Source organism: Ureibacillus manganicus DSM 26584, from assembly GCF_000772945.1.
Taxonomy (GTDB): domain Bacteria; phylum Bacillota; class Bacilli; order Bacillales_A; family Planococcaceae; genus Ureibacillus; species Ureibacillus manganicus.
The window spans coordinates 146,771-163,859 of record NZ_JPVN01000009.1 but is presented as its reverse complement, the minus strand read 5'-3'; the positions used below and the strand labels follow the sequence as shown (position 1 = coordinate 163,859).

Annotated in this window: 16 protein-coding genes; 11 read left to right on the top strand and 5 right to left on the bottom strand. The window is 34.5% G+C overall.

All coding sequences use genetic code 11. From position 1 onward, the window contains the following. Positions 1–645: 645 nt before the first annotated feature. Positions 646–1,476, bottom strand: a complete 831-nt coding sequence (locus CD29_RS09260; RefSeq protein ID WP_235801813.1) for a DMT family transporter — start codon at positions 1,474–1,476, stop codon at positions 646–648. Between CD29_RS09260 and CD29_RS20785 the strand changes: the two genes are divergently transcribed. Next, the gene (locus tag CD29_RS20785; protein ID WP_268870982.1) at positions 1,430–1,564 is read left to right on the top strand and encodes a hypothetical protein; all 135 of its coding nucleotides are present in this window, start codon (positions 1,430–1,432) and stop codon (positions 1,562–1,564) included. The two genes, CD29_RS09260 and CD29_RS20785, sit on opposite strands and share 47 nt — an antisense overlap. 242 nt (positions 1,565–1,806) lie before the next feature. Next, entirely contained in the window at positions 1,807–3,207 is a 1,401-nt protein-coding gene (gene aspA, locus CD29_RS09255; protein ID WP_235801812.1) for an aspartate ammonia-lyase, read from the top strand. 62 nt (positions 3,208–3,269) lie between these two features. Here aspA and CD29_RS09250 read toward each other — a convergent pair whose 3' ends face one another. Beyond that, positions 3,270–3,665, bottom strand: a complete 396-nt coding sequence (locus tag CD29_RS09250; protein ID WP_036185714.1) for a hypothetical protein — start codon at positions 3,663–3,665, stop codon at positions 3,270–3,272. A gap of 227 nt (positions 3,666–3,892) precedes the next feature. Here CD29_RS09250 and CD29_RS09245 point away from each other — a divergent pair, with 227 nt between their 5' ends. Then, the gene (locus tag CD29_RS09245; RefSeq protein ID WP_052124093.1) at positions 3,893–5,965 is read left to right on the top strand and encodes a DNA topoisomerase; all 2,073 of its coding nucleotides are present in this window, start codon (positions 3,893–3,895) and stop codon (positions 5,963–5,965) included. Positions 5,966–6,050: 85 nt separating this feature from the next. Here the strand turns inward: CD29_RS09245 and CD29_RS20250 are convergent, their stop codons facing one another. Both CD29_RS20250 and CD29_RS20245 read right to left on the bottom strand, forming a co-directional pair. Beyond that, positions 6,051–6,722 carry a hypothetical protein gene (locus CD29_RS20250; RefSeq protein WP_140422903.1) on the bottom strand — a complete coding sequence of 224 codons (672 nt, stop codon included), beginning with the start codon at positions 6,720–6,722 and terminating at the stop codon, positions 6,051–6,053. Positions 6,723–6,725: 3 nt separating this feature from the next. Continuing rightward, the gene (locus CD29_RS20245) at positions 6,726–7,058 is read right to left on the bottom strand and encodes a hypothetical protein (protein ID WP_140422902.1); all 333 of its coding nucleotides are present in this window, start codon (positions 7,056–7,058) and stop codon (positions 6,726–6,728) included. A 108-nt stretch (positions 7,059–7,166) separates the two neighbouring features. Between CD29_RS20245 and CD29_RS20470 the strand changes: the two genes are divergently transcribed. Beyond that, the gene (locus tag CD29_RS20470; RefSeq protein WP_169716172.1) at positions 7,167–7,304 is read left to right on the top strand and encodes a hypothetical protein; all 138 of its coding nucleotides are present in this window, start codon (positions 7,167–7,169) and stop codon (positions 7,302–7,304) included. A gap of 91 nt (positions 7,305–7,395) precedes the next feature. Further along, complete coding sequence (locus tag CD29_RS09235) at positions 7,396–8,649, top strand: copper resistance CopC/CopD family protein (RefSeq protein ID WP_328286482.1); 1,254 nt, start codon at positions 7,396–7,398, stop codon at positions 8,647–8,649. On the opposite strand, the gene CD29_RS09230 is transcribed toward CD29_RS09235, so the two are convergent. After that, the gene (locus tag CD29_RS09230; RefSeq protein WP_235801811.1) at positions 8,650–9,057 is read right to left on the bottom strand and encodes a hypothetical protein; all 408 of its coding nucleotides are present in this window, start codon (positions 9,055–9,057) and stop codon (positions 8,650–8,652) included. A gap of 76 nt (positions 9,058–9,133) precedes the next feature. On the opposite strand from CD29_RS09230, the gene CD29_RS09225 reads away from it, so the two are divergent. The 6 genes from CD29_RS09225 (at position 9,134) to CD29_RS09200 (ending at position 17,036) form a co-directional block, all read left to right on the top strand. Next, the gene (locus tag CD29_RS09225) at positions 9,134–9,850 is read left to right on the top strand and encodes a hypothetical protein (RefSeq protein WP_052124090.1); all 717 of its coding nucleotides are present in this window, start codon (positions 9,134–9,136) and stop codon (positions 9,848–9,850) included. Positions 9,851–9,997: 147 nt separating this feature from the next. Next, a complete protein-coding gene (locus CD29_RS09220; protein ID WP_036185709.1) occupies positions 9,998–10,285 on the top strand; it encodes a hypothetical protein in 288 nt (95 codons plus the stop codon). A gap of 43 nt (positions 10,286–10,328) precedes the next feature. Next, positions 10,329–10,658 carry a hypothetical protein gene (locus tag CD29_RS09215; protein WP_235801810.1) on the top strand — a complete coding sequence of 110 codons (330 nt, stop codon included), beginning with the start codon at positions 10,329–10,331 and terminating at the stop codon, positions 10,656–10,658. After that, positions 10,651–14,430, top strand: coding sequence for a cupredoxin domain-containing protein (locus CD29_RS09210; RefSeq protein ID WP_235801809.1), 3,780 nt, complete (start codon positions 10,651–10,653; stop codon positions 14,428–14,430). Before CD29_RS09215 ends, CD29_RS09210 begins: the two co-directional genes overlap by 8 nt. Then, positions 14,427–15,326 carry a hypothetical protein gene (locus CD29_RS09205; RefSeq protein WP_036185706.1) on the top strand — a complete coding sequence of 300 codons (900 nt, stop codon included), beginning with the start codon at positions 14,427–14,429 and terminating at the stop codon, positions 15,324–15,326. The genes CD29_RS09210 and CD29_RS09205 overlap by 4 nt, the downstream gene beginning before the upstream one ends. Before the next feature lie 345 nt (positions 15,327–15,671). Further along, the gene (locus tag CD29_RS09200) at positions 15,672–17,036 is read left to right on the top strand and encodes an aspartate kinase (protein ID WP_036185704.1); all 1,365 of its coding nucleotides are present in this window, start codon (positions 15,672–15,674) and stop codon (positions 17,034–17,036) included. The last annotated feature ends 53 nt before the right edge of the window (positions 17,037–17,089 follow it).

The following is a 17,089-nucleotide window of genomic DNA, read 5'->3' as shown; positions in this document are numbered from 1 at the left end:
GCAAACAATGCAGCGAAAAGTAACATAGAAGGCTTCTATGTGCCCAAAGTGAGCAAACGATGCAGAGAAAAGTAACATAGAAGGCTTCTATGTGCCCAAAGAGAGCAAACGATGCAGCGAAAAGTAACATAGAAGGTTTCTATGTGCTCAAAGAGTGCAAACAATGCAGCGAAAAGTAACATAGAAGGCTACTATGTGCCCATAGAGAGCAAAAGTAATAGCGAAAAGTAACATAGAAGGCCTCTATGTGCCCAAAGAGAGCAAACGATGCAGCGAAAAGTAACATAGAAGGCCTCTATGTGCCCAAAGAGAGCAAACGATGCAGCGAAAAGTAACATAGAAGGCCTCTATGTGCCCAAAGAGAGCGAACGATTCAGTTAAAAGTAACATAGACGACCTCTATGTGCCCAAAGAGAGCAAACGATGCAGCGAAAAGTAACATAGACGACCTCTATGTGCCCAGAGAGAGCAAACGATGCAGCGAAAAGTAACATAGAAGGCCTCTATGTGCCCAAAGAGAGCAAACGTTTCAGGGAAAGGTAACATAGAAAGCCTCTATGTGCCCAAAGAGAGCAAAATCTAAAGCAAAAAGTCACATAGAGATACTCTACGTGACCGGAAATGAATAATATAATCGTATTAACTTTAAGAAACGACTTCTTTTTCTTCAACATTCAACGTACTTTTCTTCGCAGGCTTAAACACAGTAAATACAATTCCCGCAAAAATTAAGATTATACCAAGCGATTGCAATAAAGTTGGTCTAAAATCTAGTAAAATTGTATCTAATAATATGGCAACTACAGGGTCAACGAAAACTAAAACAGATATAATAAGGGTAGGAAGACTTCGAATACTGTCAAAGAACAGATAGTAAACAAACCCGGTATGTATAATCCCTGTTCCTAAAATAAATAACCAGTTCGTAGTGGTTAAATCCATAAAGACTTCAAAATTACTAAACGGAAGTAACATTACGATACCTACGATTGTTTGTAAAAATGTCGTTGCATAAGGTGATAAACCATGAATTGTTTTACTAGTAAACATCGTTAAAGCATAACAAATTGCTGATAGTATTGCCCATAGAAATCCTGAATTTAATAACTGATCAACTGATTGGAAATTTTCTATCCCAACTATAAAAATACTTCCTATAAAACAAATGACTGTAGCTAATACACCTGAAACGGTCATTTTCTCTCTTAAAAATAAAGTCCCTAAAATTAGTACGAATATGGGTGCTAAATTATAGATGGAGATCGCAATTGAAATCGACATTTCTTCAAAGGCTTTAAATAGAAACACCCAATTGAGAACTAGAAAGATCCCACAGAGAAATGTCCTTAATATTTCGTTTTTGTTCCATTTTTCTATCTTGTGTCCCCCGGTAAGATACCACATTCCACTTAAAAAAAGAGTAGCACAAATGCATCTCACAAAAACAAGTTCTACAGCTGGCACACCAGTATTAATAGTGAAAAAGCCAATTGAGCCAAATATGGCCATTGAAATGGTTAATTTTATCATCGCAGAAATATTCATAGGCTCGTCCTTCCTTTAAATCAAAAACTTTAATCTATAAAGTTATTAACTATTCTAACAATATATTTACACTCAATTATTGAGCATTAATGGCAATTTAGCAATATGAACCTTCCATTGTGGAAAATTTTAAAATAAAAAAACAACAAAAGGTACTTGTTCTATTTGTGAGATTAATGTAATCTAATTTTGAGATAGATTTAAATACATGGAAGCGGTTACTTTACCGTTCCTCGAAAAAAGGTGACATATATGGTGACAATCAGTGAATTTCGTATTGAAAAGGATTTTTTAGGAGAAAAGGAAATTCCAGTAAATGCTTATTACGGAGTTCAAACAGTTCGTGCAACAGAAAATTTCCCGATTACTGGTTATAGAATCCATCCTGAGCTAATTAAAGCATTAGGAATTGTGAAAAAAGCTGCTGCGTTAGCGAATATGGAAGTAGATTTACTAGACCAAGAGATTGGTAAATATATCGTTAAAGCTTCTGAAGAAGTGATTTCAGGAAAATGGAACGATCAATTTATCGTCGACCCAATCCAAGGTGGAGCAGGTACCTCAGTTAACATGAATGCAAACGAAGTTATTGCAAACCGCGCATTGGAATTAATGGGCCAAGAAAAAGGGAATTACAGTATTATTAGCCCGAACACTCATGTGAACATGTCTCAATCGACAAATGACGCGTTTCCAACTGCTACACATATTGCCGTTCTAAATCTATTAAATCAATTAATTGATTCTACAAGATATATGCAAAATGTATTTGTCGAAAAATCAAAACAATTTGCGGGCATTATTAAAATGGGACGTACACATCTTCAAGATGCTGTTCCAATCCTACTCGGCCAAGAATTCGAAGCATATAGTCGAGTAATTGCACGTGATATCGAACGAATCTCATTCTCAAGACAACATATGTATGATATTAATATGGGAGCAACAGCTGTTGGTACTGGATTAAACGCAAAACCAGAATATATTGAAGCAGTTACTAGAATCCTAGCTGAACTAAGTGAATTACCACTTAAAGGTGCAGAACATTTAGTAGATGCTACACAAAATACAGATTGCTATACAGAAGTATCTTCAACATTAAAAGTTTGTATGTTGAATATGTCTAAAATTGCGAATGACCTTCGTTTAATGGCATCAGGACCTCGTACAGGTTTAGGTGAAATTGTACTTCCTGCAAGACAGCCTGGTTCATCAATTATGCCAGGTAAAGTGAACCCTGTTATGCCAGAAGTTATGAACCAAGTTGCGTTCCAAGTAATGGGTAATGATTTAACAGTTTCTGCTGCTTCTGAAGCTGGACAATTTGAGTTAAATGTAATGGAACCAGTATTATTCTTCAACCTAATTCAATCGATTTCAATAATGAGTAATGTGTTCAAAACATTCACTGATAATTGCTTAAAAGGAATTCAAGCAAACGAAGAACGTATGAAGAAATATGTAGAGAAAAGTGTTGGAATCATAACAGCAATTAATCCACACGTTGGTTATGAAACTGCATCGAAACTTGCTCGTGAAGCATATACATCAAATCTGTCAATTCGTGAACTTTGTATCAAATATGATGTCCTATCAGAAGAACAACTAGATAAAATCTTAGATCCATATGCAATGACTCGCCCAGGAATTGCAGGATTCTAAAAAATTATAAGACAATAAAACCTCGCATTCTTTATATTGAATGCGAGGTTTAAATTTTATGCTTAAAAAACAACTTCACTTAAAAATTCATCACGTTGTTCAGCTGATTGTTGTTCATCGTCTAAAAGTAATACATTGCGTTCATAACCTGTTTGATTATTTTCAACGACAAATTGTAAATTTACTTTTTTCAACTCATTATTTTGAGGGCATGACCCTTTAAATTCAACAACGTGTTGTTCTTTTTGCGTTTTGAAATAAATCCATTTCTCATCTTCACAATATTGAGCAAAAGCTTCACCATAAGATTTGCTTGATTCATAAAGTTTTTGTTCTTTGATAAAAGTTATGTATTCATTATCCGTGATTTCTTCTTTTGGACCATAAACGAACCAAAAAATCACTAAAATTAATATCGGTACGATCCAAAGAAACGTCCTTTTTGAAACATTTTGCATAGCCAATTCCCCCTAAAAACTACTAAAATTATTATATCAATAGATGTCGAAATTCGCTAGAAAAGATTGATAATATCTGTATATTTACATAAAAATATAATTGTCTATAAAATTCACACTACTGAAATAGTTATTTTAAATAGCAATAACAACTCAAAAATGATCTATCTTATTTTTACTTTTCCCTATAAAACAATTTATACTAGAGTATAGAAAGAGAGGATGACATGAAGAAAGCATTATTAATCGCTGAAAAGCCATCGCTCATGCGTGACATACAAAAAGTATATAAAACGATGCATTTACCTTATGAAATAGAATTCGCTTCATTCGTTGGCCATGTTGTTGAACTGAAAGAACCACATGAATATAAATCAGAATGGAAAAAATGGGATATTAGTCTACTACCTATGATTCCTGATCGGTATGAATTTCGAATAAAAAAATCAGCCTATAAAGTGTATAAAGATATCGAACAATTACTAAAATCCAATCATTATGATTTTCTTATTAATGCATGCGATGCTGGAATGGAAGGGGAGAACATTTTTTATTCTTTTTATAAAAAGATGGGCTGTAAGCTTCCGGTTAAACGCTTTTGGACCTCACAAACGACAGACGGAGCAATTCGTAAAGCTCTTACTGAATTAATTGATGAAAATGATGGGTTAATTAGAAATTTACGTAATGCAGCGATGTATAGATCTGTGTTTGATTGGTTAATTGGGCTAAATTTAACAAGAGCGGCAACAGTAAAAGGTGGACGTATTATTAAAATTGGACGTGTCATGACACCAACACTCGCTATAGTTGTAAAGAGGGAATTAGAAATTCAAAACTTTAAGCCAGAGCCTTATTTTCAAATAGAAATAGATTTTGGATCTTTTAAAGCGTTATGGTTTGATGCTAAATCTAATGATAATAAAATCAAATCAAAACAATTGGCAGAGGAAGTTCTATCCCAAGTAAATACTCATGCAACCGTTCGAGATATTAAAACAGAGAGAAAAACGATATTTGCACCACCTTTACATTCTTTATTAGAGTTGCAGAAAGAAGCAAATAAGTTTTATGGGTTTACATCTTCTGAAACGTTGAAAATAGCCCAAAGTTTATATGAGAAAAAGTTAATTACATATCCGAGAACAGAGTCAAAACATTTACCAACAAACTTTGCTAAAACTATTGATGAAAACATCCAACATCTAAAAAACTTAGAAGATTACAAAGATATAGTTCCAGCACTACTTCAAAATAAAAAGCAGTTTGAAGATGTTATTCGTTCCAAAAAATACGTTGATGACAAAAAATTAACCGACCATCATGCTATTACGTTAACGGAAGTTCCATTAGGAAAGAAAAACTTATCACCGAGTGAACTGAAAATTTATCATCTAATTGCAAAAAGACTAGTATCTATTTTTATGCCTCCATATGTAATTGACAAAACGATTGCAATCTTAGAATCGAATAATCACTTATTTAAAGCAAATGGGAATATGGTTGTCCAAAAAGGCTATACAGTATTGTATGAAAATTTTCGAAAGAAGCAGGAGCAGCCACTACCTACTCTTTCGTTAAATATGGATTTAGATATACAAAACAAAAAGATCCTATCAAAACAAACTGAACCACCTAGTCGTTATACCGATAGTACGCTTCTTGATGCAATGTTTCATGCTGGAAGATTTGTAGAAGATAAGGAGCTACAAAGAGTTTTAAAGGATGCAGAAGGAATTGGTACTTCTGCAACTAGAGCAGAGATTATTGAAAAGCTTATTACAATTGGGATGGTTGCAAGGGATGGGAAAACATTTCTAGCCACTCAATTTGGAATCGATGTCATTTCAAGTCTTGGTAATCACGATATTGTTTCACCTGTGTTAACAGCCATATGGAGTAAAAAATTAAAAGATATCGTCGATGGTCAATTGAATTCAAGCTTATTCTACAAAGAAATGCTGCAATATGTACGAGAGACGACATCTCGGTTTAACAATTTATCGATGGATGTGGAAGAAAAACAAGTAAAAGTAGTTGGTAAATGTGTAAATTGTCAAAGCTCTGTTATCGAAGGGTTTAAGACGTATCATTGTACAAATAAAGAATGTAAATTTTCCATTAGTAAAACAATTATGAAAGGTAGAATATCGATCGTTGATGCAAAGAAGTTATTAAGTGGAAAAGAAACACGTGAAATTCTTTTCACTTGGAAAAGTGGAAAAAAAGGTAAAGCAAAACTAAAGCTGCTACATGGCAAATTAGAGTTTATTTTTGCCACATCTAATTCAAAAAACTAACAATCACGTGTGTCTTTGTCTCTTTTTAGATAAGAATCTATGAATATATTGGATTAATCTTATTTGAAAGGAGGCAATATTAATGCTATTTGATCACGAAAAGGAATACAAAAAAGAACACAAAAAAGGACACAAAAAAGAACACAAACGTAAAAAGGAGCACAAAAAATTCCAACATCATGACAATAAGTGTGATAATTGTAGTGGGATGTTTAATCACGATTTTGTCAAGATTGTCAAAGTTGTAAAAAAAAGTGACTGTAAATGTCATCATATTCATCACCACTATGTGGAACACAAGTGTAAATGTCACAAGGAGCACCACCATGATGACTGCAAAAAAATGAAGCCCGACTGTAAATGTCAACATGATTGCAAATGCCACCATAAACATCACGGTGATGACATGCATGAAATGAAGCATGAATGTAAATGTCATCATAAGCATCATCATGACCATGATAAGCATGAACACCATGAATGTAAATGCCATCATAAACATCACGATGATGACATGCATGAAATGAAGCATGACTGTAAATGTCATCATAAGCATCATCATGACCATGATAAGCATGAACACCATGAATGTAAATGCCATCATAAACATCACGATGATGACATGTATGAAATGAAGCAAGACTGTAAATGTCATCATAAGCATGATCATGAAAAGCATGAACACCATGAATGTAAATGCCATCATAATCACCATGATGATGACAAGTGCCATCATAAACATCACGATGATTGGCATGACTTATATCGGAAATGTAGATGCTACGATCACAATTTCCACGATGATGACAATTACGACATGAACCATCATTGTAAATGTAAACATCAGTACCACAATGATGATAGTTGGGACCACTCGCATCATCATTGTAAGTGTCATGATGAACATCACCATGATGATTGTCACGATTACCATAATCATTGTAGATGCCAACAACATCACCATCAGGACGAAGATAGGTATGATATGATTCCTAAATGTAGATGTCATAAACAACCTCATCACGAAGATTGTCATTTCAAACACCATTGCTGCTGCCGATGTCGTTACAAGCACCATGATTGTAAATGTCATAAACAAACGCATCGCTATGAGTGTGATGACTGGTTTAATATAAATTTTAATGGCTTAAGAAACGATTTTAATACTAAACTATTAAATAACCGAAATGTACCGCTTGAAATGGTTACAACAGGTGGATCTCGAATTCCAGGTAAAACACATCAAATCGGGATTGATTATGTAGATGTTAAAAGTAGTAAGGACACTATTGTAACAGTACTAAGAGATAAAATTGACCACGTTCGTTGGTACAAATAATTAATAGATAATTGTTAAGACAGGCTATTATCCATCATCATCATGTCAAATTCTAATCTTTTGAATAGGATAGGACTAAAATGATGAAAGGATAATAGCCATAATTTTTTTAAAAAGAATATTATTTATATTTTTATTTACTCTCATATTTTTTGTTTTTGACATACAAACAGCTTGGAGTCATGCCTATGTTGTAGAACAAACTCCATTGCCAAATAGTCAACATGAAATTTCTCCAACACAGATTAAAATTACGTTCAACAGTGAAGTCGAGACTAATTTTTCAATAAAAGTTATCGATGAGGAGAATCAAGTTGTAGAAAGTGAATCCCCTAGCATAAGTGATGATCGTAAGGAAATTTCGATTCAACTCCCTACATTACTAGATGGGGTTTATAAAATAGAATACTATATTATCTCATCAAATGACGGGCACACAATCCAAGGTAGTTACAATATATTAGTAGGAAAAAACAATGAACCACTATTGAATCAAGGCAGCGGAAATTCACTGTCTAACGATACTTGGGGTAGCTCCAATGTATTAGAAATCATCATTTATGTCTTAAAGGCTCTTTATTATATTGGATTAGTTTTAGTCATTGGATGGGTTTTTTGGTGGCAAACGATTAAAAACTATTCTATTGATATTAGAAGGAAGTACCTGTTATGGGGAATCGTTCTTCAAATGGTTCATCTAGTTGGTTTAATCTCTATCATTTTAATTCAAGTTGATATTTTTACTAGCAAGGGCTTATTTTTCACACCTGGTTTCCCTTTTGATACAGGCTTTGGATTATTCTGGCTAATTTCTTTAGTACTTTCATTAATTGGATTTTTATGTTTATTTAAAAATCGTTGGATAGATTTGATATGGATTTCCATTCTGTTTATATGCAAAAGCATTAATGGTCATGCGAGTGCATTTTCATTCACTGAACTTTCGATAATATTAAATAGTATTCATTTAATTGCTGCAGCAATTTGGGCAGCTGGTTTATCATTTATTGTTATATTTTGGCGGAAGCACACACTTTATGTGAAAGAATTTTTACCCTCATTTTCGAGTAATGCACTTATTAGCTTTATCCTACTTGTGATTTCTGGAAGTATCCTGACAATTATTTACTCACCACGGTTTCCATTTATATTAGGTAGTTGGGGAATCATTTTGATTGCAAAGATATGTTTAGTGGCAATTGTTGTTCTAATAGCAAATGTGATACGGACAAGAATAAAAGGCTCCCATCTTACAATAGGTACATGGATCAGAATAGACTTTTTATTTATAATTGTTATTTTAGTAATTGTATCTGTTTTAACTTATTTGAGTCCAACACAATAACTATGAACGGACAGAAAAACACAATAATGCAAAAGATGCATAAACAAGAACTGTACAAAATGCAACAAGAGGAAGATCCGCGGCCATTCCAATCATGGGTCCCATAAGTCCGGACATTATTCCACTTGATATACCGGAAAGTAATGTTTGGTAATCTACTAAAGCACCAAACACTACACCTATAAATATTGCTACAATCGTTGAAACAATAGTGATTAGAGTATAATGACCAGGAAATCCATAGACCAAAATAGTTCCAACGGCTATCCCCATAATCCCACTACTCGTCATGGCCACATTCATTCCTAAATGGTAGCTAATCTGATACCTAATTTTTCTTAAGAACAAGTAAGAAACGGCACAAACTAAAAAGTAACTCAATAAGATAAGAATGATAAAAACACTCAAGAGAATTCACTCCTTCTAAAGTATTGTATGAATAGATTGCTAGCCTAAATCACCTTAGAAAAGGAGGTAATGTGAAATGAGTGAAATGTTTGAAAAGAATTATCCTGAATTACAGAAAGATGGAAGATTTACATCCCCTCCAAGTGGTCTACCAATGTATGAACTAAAAATGTTACAAGAATATATTCATAGCGCTAATTTACAAAATCTTGGAACTGTTCTTCCAAACTCGAAACAGCAAATGGTATTACTAAAGTTCTTTAAATCGAAAAAGAACCAATTAGTCGAAATTCATTCGTCAATTGGTGATGACATTATACACACCATTGGAAAAGTAGCAGCAATTGGTCGAAACTTTGTCATGTTAAAAACATTGTTTGTGCGATATTGGATTCCGTACCCAACAATTAAGTCAGCAAAATCACCTTTCGGAATTCCTGATGTTTCTGGTACACATCAACATGTTGCTTATGATCAAGAACTTAGAAATAAATTATTAACGAATTTTGGATCGATTGTTGCAGAAAAGGAAGTGCTGAGACAGCAATTTTATGAGGAGTTATTTGAGACGAATTTAAAAACTTGGAAAGGCACAAAAGTAACCATTTACACGAAAAAAAATACAATTGGAAAAATTATAGATGTACGTAACGGAAAAGTGCTATTAAATAATGGAAATGAAATTAGTATTTCAAAGATAAATTATATTAAACAATCTCGAATTAATTCTTTTTGGCAACGTCTTTTTTCAAAGTGGTTTACTAAAAAATCAAACAAACGCACTGCAAAATAGATACACAGTTTCGTTACCATTTTAGCTGCTTGTTTTAATAAATGTCTTTTTGTGTTATTTCCTAGTAAATTGTGCTTTCGCTTAACCCATATCTTTATTTTTTTATAGAATATGGTAAATCATTGGAAATGACGGAGGTGAATTTAAATGAAAGAGCCCATCCTTGAAGAAAATAAAGTTTTTGAGCTACTTGTAGGCGATACTATTTTATTAGTAACTGAAAGTAAACAATTAAGTATCTTAGGTCAAACGTTCCGTCCGATATTTGCAGGTGAAGTTGCCGAAGTTACAAATGGTTTCATTACTTTATTTCCTGTCATAATAAAAATGCATAATGCACCATTTTATAAATTTCCTACGCCATTAAGTTTTCCAATTGAAAAGATCGCTGTATTTACTCCTTTTGATCCGAACCGTAAAATTCCGCTAATCTAAAGTCAATTATTATTGAAAATCTATAAAAGAAAGGATGAAAAAAGTGAATAATGGACTAGAGAATATTGTAATTAATGGATTTGGAAGTCCAGATATTAATGCAGTCAGGGAGTTTGTAGTAACTCGTGAGTTTAGAGACCGTATCGATAGCAAAGCTTTACTACTTATTTCCCAGTTCCCATTTTTAATCATTGGAGAAATCCAAAATGTAATAGGGGATTATTTAATAATTAAAGCAGATGTAACTAACGTAAATGAACTCGATGATGAGATATTCCGTGTGCATGTAGATACGATTGAAGTATTTTATATTGAAACAGAAGGTAAACCACCAATTCCTGATATTCGCTACAGGAATGATCATCATGATTAGGAAATTTCATATTGTAGCTATTCCCATTCGCATCGTAGTAAACAGATTCGGTGACCATGATCCTGATGGTATGATGTATGTGTTAAAAGAGAACGAAAGTCTTGTAAAAAAACAAGTAGAGAAAAATCCTTATACACCTGTCGATTTAGTTGAACCTTTAGTCATTAGAGCGTGTGTAGGCGATGAAATTGAAGTATTGTTTGAAAACCAACTTCCTTTCAATACTGGAATGCATATTCAAAGAGCCGATTACGAAGTAATGACTGCAGATGGTGCTTTTGTTGGTTTAAATCGAGACACAACCGTTAGGAAAGGTGAAAAAATACTTTATAAATGGAAAGTATTTGAGGAAGGCATTGACTTCTTTTCCGATTTAGGAAATCCATTATCAAGTGAACTAGGTAGTAACGTTCATGGATTATTTGGGGCATTATTTGTAGAGCCAAGAGGTTCTTGGTGGACACATCCTGAAACAGGAAAACCAATCAATAGTGGTAATTTTGCTGATGTGCATAATCCACTTTTACCATCGTTTAGGGAGTTTGGGTGGTTCTTCCACGATGAGCAGGAAATTGATGACTTAACAGGTCAGGCTCCAATTAGCCCACATACATTACAACCTGAAGCAACTCATCTTATTAACTATCGTGCCGAGCCGATGCGAAATCGAGCGCGGCTTATTCAAGAAGGAGTCGTATGTCCAGATTGTGAAGGTGAGGAAGTACACCATGATTCATGGGTATTTGGAGACCCAGATACACCAATATTACGTGCATATGTTGGAGATCCTATTAAAATCAGACTTGTTCACGCTGGAGCACAGGAAACACACTCCTTCCACTATCATGTACACCAATGGTTATTTGAACACACTGATGTAGATTCTGAAATTGTAGACGTTCAGGCAGTTTCACCTCAAGCTCATTATACAGTAACTCCAATGTATGGTGCTGGAAGCTTACATGGTGCAATTGGAGATGCAATTATTCACTGTCACCTGTACCCGCATTTTGGTGAAGGAATGTGGGGGATGCAACGAAACTTTGATACGTTACAAGATGGAAGTATGTGCTACCCGAACGGTGTTCAAATTAAGGCTCTCCAGCCACTTCCAGACCGTCCGTATCCTCCAAAACCAACACCAGATAAGCCAGGATTCCCCAACTTTATCCCTGGAATACCTGGATTTAAAGCACCACGACCACCACTTGGTATTAAATATGGTAGACAGCCAACAAAAATTGAGGAAAATCACTTTGCCGAAAGACCGATTCCAGGAGCAGCTTTTGTGAATCCCGCACCACCAGATGCACCTACACGTCATTATGACATCGTTATTATGCAAGCACCTCTTGTTTATAATCGTGAAGGCTGGCATGATCCAGAAGGTAGATTTTATGTATTAAAAGAAGATTATGAAGACGTAAAGGCTGGGAGGAAGATACCTGAGCCATTGGTAATTAGAGCAAATGCGGGAGACCTTATTACATTTACCTATACGAATAAACTGCCAGAAACCATTGGGGGGAATGCATTCCAACTAGTGAATCGAACATATGAAGTAGGTATGCATGTCCACTTTGTAAAATTTGACGTTTTATGTTCTGATGGAGCGAATGTTGGATGGAACTATAACTCAGGTATAACACCAAACGAAACGATTCAATATGCTTGGTATGCGGATGTTGAATTGAAATGTGTATTCTTCCACGACCATTTATTTGCTAATGAACATCAACAACATGGTGTTTTTGCTGCAATAAATATTGAGCCAAGGGGTTCTAAATATTTCAGTCCATATTCGTATGAAATTATTAAGTCTGGAACACAGGCCAGAATTGAGCATCCAATAATTCCGGATTTCCGTGAAATTAACTTATTTGTTCACGATTTTTCATTATTATTCGACAAAGATGGAAATCCATTAAATCCTCCACCATTCCCAGGTTCACCCGATGATCCAGGAGTAATGGCGATAAATTATCGGTGTGAACCACTACAATTCCGGTTAAAAGAACCAGATTGTGATCCAGCATATGTCTTCAGTTCATGGGTACATGGAGACCCATGTACACCATTACTAGAATCGTATAACGGAGACACGGTTCGTGTCCGATTAATACAAGGTTCACATGAGGAATCTCATAGTTTTAATTTACATCGCCAACGTTGGAATATGGAACGGGGTGATTTAGATTCAAATCTTGTTCAGCAACAACACATCGCAATTGCTGATACCTTCACGTTGGAATTTAATATGGAAGGTGAAGGAGACTTCGATATGCTTTATCATTTTGGTTCTGTAGATGATATTTGGTTAGGAAATTGGGGAATATTCCGCACTTATGAAAAGAAAGTACCACATCTAATCCCATTAAGAGATAATTATTGGAATCCATTACGAGATAGAGAGAAGCCATTACCAAAACGAACAGGTAAAAAGCCTCCACGAGTTCGTGATGGTGAATATTCATATCCGAAAGATGCAATCGTTAGAAAATATGATGTCTATGCATTAAATGCGTGTATCGAATATCACAAGAATGGTGATCATGACCCGTTTGGTATCGTCTATGCTTTAAAAGAAGATGTAGATGAAATATTGTCTAGAAAGAAAAATCCTAAACCACTAATCATTCGAGGGAACGTTGGAGAATATGTAGAAGTTACACTAACCAATTTGTTAAGATGTAAAGATCATCATGAAGGACAACATGGTTATCCAGAAGTTCCTGTCGAAGCCTTTTTCCCAACATCTGATCGAATATCCATGCATGCTCAGCTAGTTGAATATGATGTTCGAAATTCTGATGGTGCTACAGTTGGATTCAACTATGACCAGACGATTGGACCAGGGGAATGTATCACCTATAGCTGGTATATCGACCAAGACATCGGTTCAGTCAATCTTACAGATATGGCTGATGTTCGAAATCATAGACACCACGGAGCGTTTGGCATGCTTATAGCGGAGCCTAGAGGATCTAAATTCTTAGATTCTAAAACGAGAGAGCACACTGATACAGGTGAGCAAGTAATCATTTCAAATCCTATGTTACCTGAATTTAGAGAATATGCATTAATAATGCACGATGGTGTAAGGCTTCTAGATAAGAAGGGTAAATTAATCATTGACCCTAAACCACTAATATTTAAAGATGTTGAAGTAGAACTTGAAGAAGAAGTACCAGACTTTGAAGATCAAGGTTCTAGAGGATTTAACTACCGTTATGAACCATTTAGAAGTCGTGTAAAGAAATTTAGAGATATTCATAAAGTATTCAGTTCAAAGGTGTTTGGAGATCCATGTACACCAGTCTTATTAGCGTATCCCGGTGATCCAATTACCATTCGGTTAACGCATCCTGCAGATAGACCTAGAACACGAACATTTGTTATACATGGTCATAAATTCTTAAGAAGTGAAGATGATCTTAATTCCACAATCATTTCTGAAAGGCCACAACTAACAGTCGGTTCAAGTGATGATTTGCATTTGTTTTACGGTGCTGGTGGCCTTTTAAGCAAACCAGGAGATTATATGTATCGTTCAGGAAATATTCGTTGGGATATTGAGTTAGGAATGTGGGGGATTCTACGCGTATTAAATAGAAGAACTAGATCTCTAGCACCATTAAAGAAAACAAGTGGAAAAGTAAAACTATTAAAAGAAAATCATTCAGCTAAGTTTGTTGAAACCGATGAAAAAAGACTTGGTTTGTTATTACTGGAGTCTTCTAATCGGAATCAGGGTGAAGGTGGTCTATTATGATTAAATGTAATCTATGCTATCAGTACCAATGTTTCTGTAATCAGACTGTTCCAGTTAATCCAGTTGACTTATTTGGTTCACCATTTGATTGTAGAAAACAACTGAGAACAAAGAGATTTACTTCACCAAATAGTCCATTACCTCAAGATCAATTAGATGAGTTACAAGCTTGTATTGAAGCAATTAACCATATACTCAGGTCCTTAGGTACTGAAAGTGTTCCAAATAATACGAGGCAACTCCAACTACATTTTCTTGATTTAAAAGGGATTAGTGTAAAAGCTAATATTTTATGTGATTTTGGAATTGCAGAAGATGAAGCCTCTCTAGTTAACGCCGAATTAATTGACATTGAGGACATCACCGAAGCGGATGATGTAGAGTTGGAAATAATGATGGCAGCGAAAATAAAGAAAACAAGAAATAGGAAAAAAGGAAACGAAGATCACTCGAAAGTGAATTCACCCAAGATACTTTTGAAAAAAGGTAAACTTGCAACTGCTGGGCGTGATTTTGTTCAAATTAATCCTGTAGGTAGTGCGCTGTTTATACTGTATAGTCGCCTTCATTCTATTACAAGACACGAATGTGATGAAGAAGAACGAGACCCTAAATTTATAAATTCTGACCAGGAAACAAGACGAGAACTTGCGTTTAACTTTGGCGAATATGTATCGAAAAACTCAGATATTGAGAATCTATTCTTCGGGATTCCTTTATACAAAGCTTTAAATAAATATGTTGGTAAAGAAGTAAAGATACTAACAATAGACGAGTTTTTTTCAGGAACGTTAATTGATGTAAATGAAGGAAGAATTCATATTCAAAATAAAAAGACAAAAAGTGAAATCGACATTGCGTCCATTTGTTATTTAAAAGTACTCAATTTAAAATAAAATTGAACTTGATTAGTAATATTTTCAATCTAGTAATTTGCTAAAAAAATTATATAATGAATTAGGAAATCCTATTAGTTTGTAAGGAATAACTTAAAAATCGTGTACATATGTGTATTGGTGTACACGGTTTTCTTTTGACAGGCGAACGTGGATGGGCAATTATGCAACCAGGTTGTGCAAACCTACATATTATATAATGACTTGTAACGATAACACTAAGTATGATAAGATTTTAATTATTTTTTATTTGTACTATTGACGTAAGAATATAAAGTTTGTACACTGTGATAAGTCAAATGTTTTTTCAGAAAATACAATTTAGAAAAGTAAGGATCTGGTGAAATGATAGTATGTAAATTTGGTGGTACTTCGGTTGCGAGTGCCGAACAAATCAAAAAAGTAGCAAACATTGTGAAGTCTAATCCTGAAAGAAAAATTATTGTAGTGTCTGCACCTGGCAAACGCTATGGTGATGACATAAAAGTAACAGATCTTTTAATCGATTTAGCAAATGCTGCACTTAAAAATGGCGATGTAGAAGGAAAACTTCAAAATGTTGTAAACAGATATAAGACAATTGCGGATGATCTTGGGTTAGATCAATCCATTTCAAATATCATTACACAAGATTTACGTGAACGTGTCGATTCAGACAAATCGAATGTTGATTTATTTGTTGATAGCTTAAAAGCAAGTGGAGAAGATAATAATGCAAAATTAATTGCTGCTTACTTTAATTCAATCGGACTATCTGCGAAATACGTAAGCCCACAAGAAGGATTAGTGGTAAACAATCCACCAGAACGTACGGTTGCTCTACCTGAAGCATTTGAAAATTTAAATAAAATGAAGAATAATGAAGAAATCATTGTCTTCCCTGGATTCTTCGGCTATACAAAAGAAGGTACTTTGAGAACTTTCGACCGCGGAGGCTCAGATATTACTGGTTCAATATTAGCAGCAGCAGTAAAAGCTGATCTATATGAAAACTTTACAGATGTTGACTGTGTATTTACGGCAAATCCTAAAGTTGTTAAAGACCCAGTTGGTATTGAGGAAATTACTTATCGAGAAATGCGGGAACTTTCTTATTCAGGTTTTTCTGTCTTCCATGATGAAGCCCTAATGCCTGTATTTAAACTAGGTATTCCGGTAAACATTAAAAATACGAATAATCCATCAGCACCAGGAACAAAAATATTACCAGCAAGAACAACTTCATCTAGTCGCCCTGTAACTGGTATTTCTGCTGATAGTGGTTTTTCAACACTATATGTTTCTAAATATTTAATGAACCGTGAGATTGGTTTTGGACGAAAATTACTCCATATTATTGAAGATGAGCATATTTCTTATGATCATACTCCATCAGGTGTAGATGATATTTCTGTAATTATTCGTTCAAATCAAATTACGCCGGAAGCTGAAGAAAGAATTGTTAAACGTATAAAAGAAGAATTACACGCAGATGATGTATACTTCCGTCATGGGTTTTCTATGATTGTTATCGTAGGTGAAGGTATGCGCAATAACACTGGACTTGCTGCTAGAGCTGCTTCTGCTATTTCGAAAACAGGATCCAATATTGAAATGATTAATCAAGGGTCTTCAGAAGTAAGTTTAGTATTTGGCGTATTATCAGATGTTGAGAACGAAGTATTAACTGCTTTGTATGGTGAATTTTTTACGCCCATAACAGTTTATTAAAATAAATTTTCCAAAACTCTGTATGTGATATTAACTCATACAGAGTTTTATTT